Origin of the sequence: Mesorhizobium huakuii (genome assembly GCF_030160235.1) — a bacterium.
Taxonomy (GTDB): Bacteria; Pseudomonadota; Alphaproteobacteria; order Rhizobiales; family Rhizobiaceae; genus Mesorhizobium; species Mesorhizobium huakuii.
The window spans coordinates 1-6,708 of the sequence record NZ_BSNY01000032.1; the positions used below are offsets into that span (position 1 = coordinate 1).

Consider the following 6,708-nt stretch of genomic DNA (forward strand, 5'->3'; position numbering starts at 1 on the left):
GGGCAATGGCTGCATAATGTTCAACAGCCCGCCCGCACACGGAATTCCTGACAGTCCCCTGGGCCGCCATCTCCCATACCGTTCACGAAAGCCCATTTTGGGAACGGGGAGTATCAACCGATCGTCTTGACGCGCATCGCCAATGTCGAGAACGTGAATCGGCTGGTGCCCAAGGCATCTCTTACCTTTTGCCCCAAGGCCCTGACGATCATCTATGGCCGCAACGGAAGCGGCAAGAGCGGTTTCGTAAGGATTCTACGCACAGCTTGTCGTACGCGCGTTGAGAATCCTCTCAAGCTCAAGGTCCTTGCGGACGTCTATGGCAGCACGCCCGGTCCGCCGACAGCCGACATCATGGTCAATGCCGGCGATGGTGAGGTGGCAATTCCTTGGTCGCCCGGTAAAGCGGCATCGCCGCTGCTCATGCAAGTTGCGGTCTTCGATACGGCGTCCGCACAACTTTACGTCGATGGCGGAAATCAAATCCGCTTTCTTCCCTTCGGACTAGCTCTCCCGCATCGGCTGAACGCCATCTGCATCACCTTGAAGGAGAAACTGGACGCGGAACGGGCGGTAGCAATCGGCAACAAGGTAGGCCTGACTTCGATCATTTTCGCCGCTCAGCGCAATAGTAAGGCTCAGCTCTTTGACAGGCAGCTGAACAGGTCGACAACTGACGCCCAGATTGAGTCAGCGACGTCATTCAGCGAAGCCGATGAGCGGCGTATCGAAGAACTGACTGCCGCGCTTTCCGCAGGTGCTGCCGCCGCCGCTGACGTCAATGCGCTTTCGAAATGGACAGACGCCCTCCTGCTCGAGTCCGAGGCCGTAGGATCGGCATTCACGGATGGCGCGCTGGAAAAATTTCAAGAGCTCCGGGCAACAGCGGCCGCGGCACGCCAGGCGGTCACGGTGGCCGCCGGCGCGTTGTTCACCGACGAGCCGCTGTCAGGTGTCGGCGGCGCTGCCTGGCGGTCGCTTTGGGCTGCGGCGCGCGACTACTCGGTGTCGGAAGCCTACAAAGAGAAGGCGTTCCCGGTTTTGATGGCGGATGGTGGGGCTGCGGCATGCGTGTTGTGCCAGCAGCCGCTTTTGCCAGATGGTGCTGCTCGCATGCAGCGATTTCAGAAGTACATGGATGATACGCTTGATGCCGCGGCCAGGAAGGCGGAGCAAGCAGTCCAAGACGCGCTGAGAGGTCTTCACGAGCTGATTTGTCTTCGCGCCTCTGACTTTGCTGACCGCCTCGAACAGGTCCGAAAGCGTGATGAGGCGCTGGCCGATGTGCTCGCGAACCTCCAGACATCATCGGTCTTAAGGCGGGAAGAGGCGCTCACGAGACTGAGAGGCGAAGAAGGCGGGATGGTTCCTCCCCTCGTCGTGCCGACCGACGAGCTGAAAGCTTTTGCGGTCAAACTGAAAGGCGAGACGGGTGGGCTGATGCGGGCTGGCAACAGCGAGGAGCGGGCCAAGCTAGTAGACGAGAAAGTGGACCTCGAGGATCGGAAGCTTTTGATGGCCAACAAGTTGAAGCTCACGACCCGGCGGGACTTGCTCGTCGTTGATGAGTGCTACGCGAAGGCCCTCGCCGACGTTCAGACCCGGGGGATTACGCAGCGCGCCAATGAACTTGTAGACGCTCATTTGACCACTGCCGTTGTCACACGTTTTGATGCCGAACGGGTACGCCTCGATATCATGCATCTCAACGTCGGCTTGGCACGCAAGAGCGGACAGACCAAGGCGGAATTCGAAGTTGACCCCAAGACCAAGCTGGCCAAGGTGACGTCGGAGATTCTGAGCGAGGGCGAGCAGCGTGCATTGGCCCTTGCTGGGTTCCTCACCGAAGTCGCCTTGACCGACGGTTCGGGACCAATTGTGATTGACGATCCCGTGTCGTCCCTCGATCGCGATAGAAGCGCCAAGGTGGCCGAGCGGATCGCGGAGGAGGCATCTAGTCGACAGGTAGTGGTGTTTACCCACGATATCGTCTTCTTTAACGAGCTGTCCCGCGCCGCTGACGAAGTGGGCATCGAGCCTGTGACGGTGGCACTGTTCAGCGACAAGTCTGCCGCTGGCAAAGTGGACACGGCAGGGATGCCGTGGAAGGGGCAAAACGTCGCCAAGCGCATCAGCCGATTGAGAAATGACGCAGCGCCTCTGCCCAAGCTACTTGCTGCGAGCCCGGCGGATTACGAATATCAGGTGAAGAATCTCTATGGCCGACTGCGCGACACTTACGAGCGCGCGGTGGAGGAAGTGATCTTCCGGGATATCGTCCGACGTGGAACGGATGTCATTCAGACCCAGCTGTTGCGCTATGTTCGCTTTCCTGACGCACTGGCAATCCGATTCTACGAGGGCATGACCCGCGCAAACACTCACAGCCATGACAATCCGGCCGCCGACACGATAGCCGTTCCGCTTCCCGACGAATTTACCGAGCGTATTTCGGAACTCGAAGCCCTGATTGCTGATCTCAAGGCCGAGAGCGAGGCTGCAGAAGCAGATCGTCCGCAGATGAAAACAAAGAAGTAACGGCCTACACAATGCGGATGATGTTCAGTTTATGTGACGCGGCTTAGGCGATCGACATTCCCGCCCGAACCCTGGTTGCTCGCTACAGGCTCACCCAGCGTATCGAGCCGCGATCCGGCTGGGGTGGTCGGGCGGTACCTTAGCCATCCTGAACGTCGAATAGCGCTTAAAACGCAAAAACCGCCCCGGTTAGACCGGGACGGTAATTGATTTATGATAAAATTGGTTGCGGGGACAGGATTTGAACCTGTGACCTTCAGGTTATGAGCCTGACGAGCTACCGGGCTGCTCCACCCCGCGTCAACCTTTGTACGTAAGCGCAAGCCGACAGGGAGGCTGGCTTACAGATAGGTATATGGCTCACCAAATGAAAGGGCCGCTTGCGCGGCCCGTGGTCCCTTGGCGGGCCTTGTTCGTAGAGAGAAGATTTCACTGACACCCGATTGGATGTGAGTTCAACGTGCGTTTAGCAGACCTGGCAGCGACCTACTCTCCCGCGTCTTGAGACGAAGTACCATCAGCGCTGGAGCGTTTCACGGCCGAGTTCGGAATGGGATCGGGTGCAGCCGCTCCGCCATAACCACCAGGTCGGCAAAACGCACGTTTTTCGAGAAGCTGTTTTCTGTGCCAAGGCGACGTTTGTGGCTTTCGGGCATAAGCCCGCAAGCGCGACTGCGCGTCGCCGGTTTTCCGGCGCCCTCGCGGAGCATAGGCCCGTTAGGGCCGCTCATGCGTGAGCGCTGGTCAGACCATCGTGTTTCACGATGGGCATAAGGAATGAGAACGATCAAGCCGATCGAACTATTAGTACCGGTAAGCTTCAAGCGTTGCCGCTCTTCCACACCCGGCCTATCAACGTGGTCGTCTTCCACGGTTCTCAGGGAATACTCGTTTTAAGGTGGGTTTCCCGCTTAGATGCCTTCAGCGGTTATCCCGTCCGGATATAGCTACCCTGCTATGCGGCTGGCGCCACAACAGGTCCACCAGAGATCCGTCCATCCCGGTCCTCTCGTACTAGGGACAGATCCTTTCAATATTCCTACACCCACGGCAGATAGGGACCGAACTGTCTCACGACGTTCTGAACCCAACTCACGTACCGCTTTAAATGGCGAACAGCCATACCCTTGGGACCTGCTCCAGCCCCAGGATGCGATGAGTCGACATCGAGGTGCCAAACAACCCCGTCGATATGGACTCTTGGGGGTCATCAGCCTGTTATCCCCGGCGTACCTTTTATCCGTTGAGCGATGGCCCTTCCACGCGGGACCACCGGATCACTATGACCGACTTTCGTCTCTGCTCGACTTGTCAGTCTCGCAGTCAGGCAGGCTTATGCCATTGCACTCAGCGAACGATTTCCGACCGTTCTGAGCCCACCATCGCGCGCCTCCGTTACTCTTTAGGAGGCGACCGCCCCAGTCAAACTACCCACCATACATTGTCCCGGACCCGGATAACGGGCCGCGGTTAGACATCCATAGTAATAAGGGTGGTATTTCAAGGGCGGCTCCACCTGAGCTGGCGCCCAGGTTTCAAAGCCTACCACCTATCCTACACATGCCACTACGAATGCCAATGTAAAGCTATAGTAAAGGTGCACGGGGTCTTTCCGTCTAACCGCAGGAACCCCGCATCTTCACGGGGAATTCAATTTCACTGAGTCTATGCTGGAGACAGCGGGGAAGTCGTTACGCCATTCGTGCAGGTCGGAACTTACCCGACAAGGAATTTCGCTACCTTAGGACCGTTATAGTTACGGCCGCCGTTTACTGGGGCTTCGATTCAGAGCTTGCACCCCTCCTCTTAACCTTCCAGCACCGGGCAGGCGTCAGACCCTATACGTCGTCTTGCGACTTCGCAGAGCCCTGTGTTTTTGATAAACAGTCGCTACCCCCTGGTCTGTGCCACCCTCCTCCACTTGCGTGGAAAAGGGTCACGCTTCTTCCGAAGTTACGCGTGCAATTTGCCGAGTTCCTTCAGCATAGTTCTCTCAAGCGCCTTGGTATACTCTACCAGACCACCAGTGTCGGTTTCGGGTACGGTTTATAAGGAGGAGCTATTTCCTGGAACCACGCAGCAGCCCGTTCAATCCGATAAGATTGGACTACCTCAATGATCCGTCACTACCTCCAAGCCCACGAATATTAACGTGGTTCCCATCGACTACGCGTTTCCGCCTCGTCTTAGGGGCCGGCTAACCCTGCTCAGATTAGCTTTAAGCAGGAACCCTTGGTCTTTCGGCGGGGGAGTCTCTCACTCCCCTTACGTTACTCATGTCAGCATTCGCACTTCTGATACCTCCACCACCCCTCACGGGTATGGCTTCATCAGCTTACAGAACGCTCCGCTACCGCTCGTGATTGCTCACGAACCCTAAGCTTCGGTGTATGGCTTTAGCCCCGTTACATTTTCGGCGCAAAGACCCTTATTTAGACCAGTGAGCTGTTACGCTTTCTTTAAATGATGGCTGCTTCTAAGCCAACATCCTGGTTGTTTTGGGATCCTCACATCCTTTCCCACTTAGCCATAACTTGGGGACCTTAGCTGTAGGTCAGGGTTGTTTCCCTTTTCACGACGGACGTTAGCACCCGCCGTGTGTCTGCCGACTAGTACTCCCAGGTATTCGGAGTTTGGTTAGGTTTGGTAATCCGGTGAGGACCCCTAGCCCATCCAGTGCTCTACCCCCTGGGGTATTCGGTCGACGCTCTACCTAAATAGATTTCGCGGAGAACCAGCTATTTCCGAGTTTGATTGGCCTTTCACCCCTAGCCACAAGTCATCCCGAACTATTGCAACAGTTATGGGTTCGGTCCTCCAGTAAGTGTTACCTTACCTTCAACCTGCTCATGGCTAGATCACTCGGTTTCGGGTCTAATGCGACGAACTGAACGCCCTGTTCAGACTCGCTTTCGCTACGCCTACACCTAGCGGTTTAAGCTTGCTCGTCACACTAAGTCGCTGACCCATTATACAAAAGGTACGTGGTCACCCTTGCGGGCTCCCACTGTTTGTAGGCAATCGGTTTCAGGTACTCTTTCACTCCCCTTGTCGGGGTGCTTTTCACCTTTCCCTCACGGTACTAGTTCGCTATCGGTCATGCACGAGTACTTAGGCTTGGAGGGTGGTCCCCCCAATTTCAGACAGGATTTCACGTGTCCCGCCTTACTCGAGGACGATTGATTGCATTACGCGTACGGGGCTGTCACCCACTATGGCCCTACTTTCCAGAAGGTTCCGCTTGTCTCTCAATCGCCACTGGCCTGGTCCGGGTTCGCTCGCCACTACTTCCGGAGTCTCGGTTGATGTCCTTTCCTACGGGTACTTAGATGTTTCAGTTCCCCGCGTTCGCCACTTTACCCCTATGTATTCAGGATAAGTTACCTATTATCGATACTTGGAAACCACAGCAGCAAGTCACCCTGCTGCTCTGATTTTCCAAGTACCTTAGGTGGGTTTCCCCATTCGGAAATCTACGGATCAAAGGGTATTCGCACCTCCCCGTAGCTTATCGCAGCGTATCACGTCCTTCATCGCCTGTGCATGCCAAGGCATCCACCAATTGCCCTTAAGACACTTGATCGTTCTCATTGCCAATGCCCATCCGCGCAATCCGAAAGGATTGTCGTTTCAGCCAAACCCTAGCGGGATTAGCGTCCGCGCAATCCGAAGGATTGTCGCCTGGACCAAATCCTGTGCGGAATTTGATCCGATGTCATTGGCACAAAAAGACCAGCTTCTCGAGATCGGTTCGAGGGCGCGGTTAGGCAAACCCATCATATGCAAGGGATTGAGCGTCCCTTGCGACAAATCACGGACCTTACGGACCATGAAGTTCGAACAAATCTTCTCTTTACGATGTCAAACAGAACAAGCGGCGAGCCAAGAAGCTCACCACAAACCTTTATACGAACGACTAGACCAACGGCGATCATCTCTACTCTACACCAAGGTAATGGTGGAGCCGGACGGGATCGAACCGACGACATCCTGCTTGCAAAGCAGGCGCTCTCCCAGCTGAGCTACGGCCCCTGATACCTTTGTCGAGGAGACAAACGACAACCCTTGCGGATTGCGAAGTGGTGGGCCTGGGAGGACTTGAACCTCCGACCTCACGCTTATCAAGCGCGCGCTCTAACCAACTGAGCTACAAGCCCTAAACCGAACCCT

At 56.0% G+C, this 6,708-nt stretch carries 1 protein-coding gene, 3 tRNA genes and 2 rRNA genes; 1 reads left to right on the forward strand and 5 read right to left on the reverse strand.

Annotated features, from left to right (window positions below):
- Nucleotides 1-126: 126 nt before the first annotated feature.
- Nucleotides 127-2,538 (forward strand): AAA family ATPase, encoded by a 2,412-nt coding sequence (locus tag QQK95_RS17435; RefSeq protein WP_284274939.1) that lies wholly within the window; start codon nt 127-129, stop codon nt 2,536-2,538.
- A 223-nt stretch (nt 2,539-2,761) separates the two neighbouring features.
- Here QQK95_RS17435 and QQK95_RS17440 read toward each other — a convergent pair.
- The 5 genes from QQK95_RS17440 to QQK95_RS17460 form a co-directional block, all read right to left on the reverse strand.
- Nucleotides 2,762-2,838: transfer RNA gene (locus QQK95_RS17440), tRNA-Met, on the reverse strand.
- Between the two features lie 173 nt (nt 2,839-3,011).
- Nucleotides 3,012-3,126 (reverse strand): 5S ribosomal RNA (rrf, locus tag QQK95_RS17445).
- Between the two features lie 195 nt (nt 3,127-3,321).
- Nucleotides 3,322-6,121: ribosomal RNA gene (locus QQK95_RS17450) — 23S ribosomal RNA — on the reverse strand.
- Nucleotides 6,122-6,494: 373 nt separating this feature from the next.
- Nucleotides 6,495-6,570: transfer RNA gene (locus tag QQK95_RS17455), tRNA-Ala, on the reverse strand.
- Nucleotides 6,571-6,618: 48 nt separating this feature from the next.
- Nucleotides 6,619-6,695: transfer RNA gene (locus tag QQK95_RS17460), tRNA-Ile, on the reverse strand.
- Nucleotides 6,696-6,708 lie beyond the last annotated feature (13 nt).